Origin of the sequence: Herbaspirillum sp. UBA812 (assembly GCF_002296545.1) — a bacterium.
GTDB lineage: Bacteria > Pseudomonadota > Gammaproteobacteria > Burkholderiales > Burkholderiaceae_D > Herbaspirillum > Herbaspirillum huttiense.
Genome location: NZ_DBIC01000384.1, coordinates 3,578 through 4,836, shown reverse-complemented (window position 1 = coordinate 4,836; position 1,259 = coordinate 3,578). Strand labels below are relative to the sequence as shown.

The window sequence follows — 1,259 nt, the reverse complement described above, 5'->3', positions numbered from 1 at the left end:
GGGACCTTGCATGCAAGGTCCCCGCATCATCAACAGCAAGCCTAAGGGCGCGACCGGCGCACCATCAGCGTTCACGCAGCCAGCGTACGTAGCCGTCCCCGATACGCTGCACCACCGACACCAGCAAAATCAGCACCGCAATGACGATCACCATCACCTGCGTATCGAACCGCTGATAGCCATAGCGGATTGCCAGATCCCCCAGCCCGCCCGCGCCCACGGCACCGGCCATGGCTGAGGAGCTGATGAGAGCCACCAGCGTGATCGTGAATCCCCCCACGATGCCGGGCAGAGCCTCGGGCAGATAGACATGCCGCACGATGTCCCATTTCTTGCAGCCCAGTGCCTGCGCCGCTTCGATCAGACCGGGGTCGACTTCGCGCAAGCTCACCTCGACGATGCGCGCAAAGAAAGGCGTGGCGCTGATGGCCAGCGGCACGATGGCGGCCCAGACGCCGATGGTGGTGCCCGCCACTAGGCGCGTGAGCGGAATCAGCGCCACCAGCAGTACGATGAAGGGCGTGGCGCGAAAACATTGATGATGCTGCCCAATACCCGGTGCACGCGCGGGGAGGCCAGGAAGCCGCCCGGCGCCGTCACGATCAGCAGCACCGCCAGCGGAATACCCGCCACCAGCGCCAGTGCGCCCGAGATGCCGACCATCTGCAGCGTATCGACCAGCGCATTGCCGTAGCGCTCAATGGGAATGGAAAGACTAAGTTCGAGTGACATATCCCAACTCCTTGATGTGATGTGCAATCGCCGTGGGGCCCTGGGTCAGGGCCTGCCAGTCTGGTGATCCCGTGACGTCGGCCAAGGCGATGTAGAGCTGACCGTGGGTATGTCCCTGGATGCGCTCCACGCTGGCCTGCAGCAAGCGCGTCTTGCCGCCCAGCGCCTGCGCCACGCGCAACAGATCAGGCTCCAGGCCATCCCCACCACGGTATTGCAATTGCAGAATGCGCTCATGCAGCCCGGACGGCGGCACGGTCTGCAGCTGGTCCAGCAGTTCCGGCGGCAGGCCTTGCTGCAGTGGCGCCAACAAAGCTTGCGTGGCTGGATGGGCGGGATTGCCGAACACTTGCCACACCGGTCCCAGCTCGGCGATGCGCCCCTGCTCCAAGACCAGCACCTGGTCGGCGATCTCGCGGATGACGCTCATTTCATGCGTGATCAGGATCACCGTGATGCCCAGCTTGCGGTTGATGTCGCGCAGCAGTTGCAGGATGGCGTGAGTGGTTTCCGGGTCCAGCGCCGAG

At 64.3% G+C, this 1,259-nt stretch carries 1 protein-coding gene and 1 pseudogene; both read right to left on the bottom strand.

Going from position 1 to position 1,259, the window contains the following annotated elements; all coding sequences use genetic code 11:
* Nucleotides 1–64: 64 nt before the first annotated feature.
* Nucleotides 65–732: pseudogene (locus B3873_RS25305) on the bottom strand (methionine ABC transporter permease).
* Nucleotides 716–1,259, bottom strand: a 544-nt coding sequence (locus B3873_RS25300) for an NIL domain-containing protein (RefSeq protein WP_286869809.1), incomplete at its 5' end; no start/stop codon positions are given. The pseudogene B3873_RS25305 and the gene B3873_RS25300, both read right to left, overlap by 17 nt.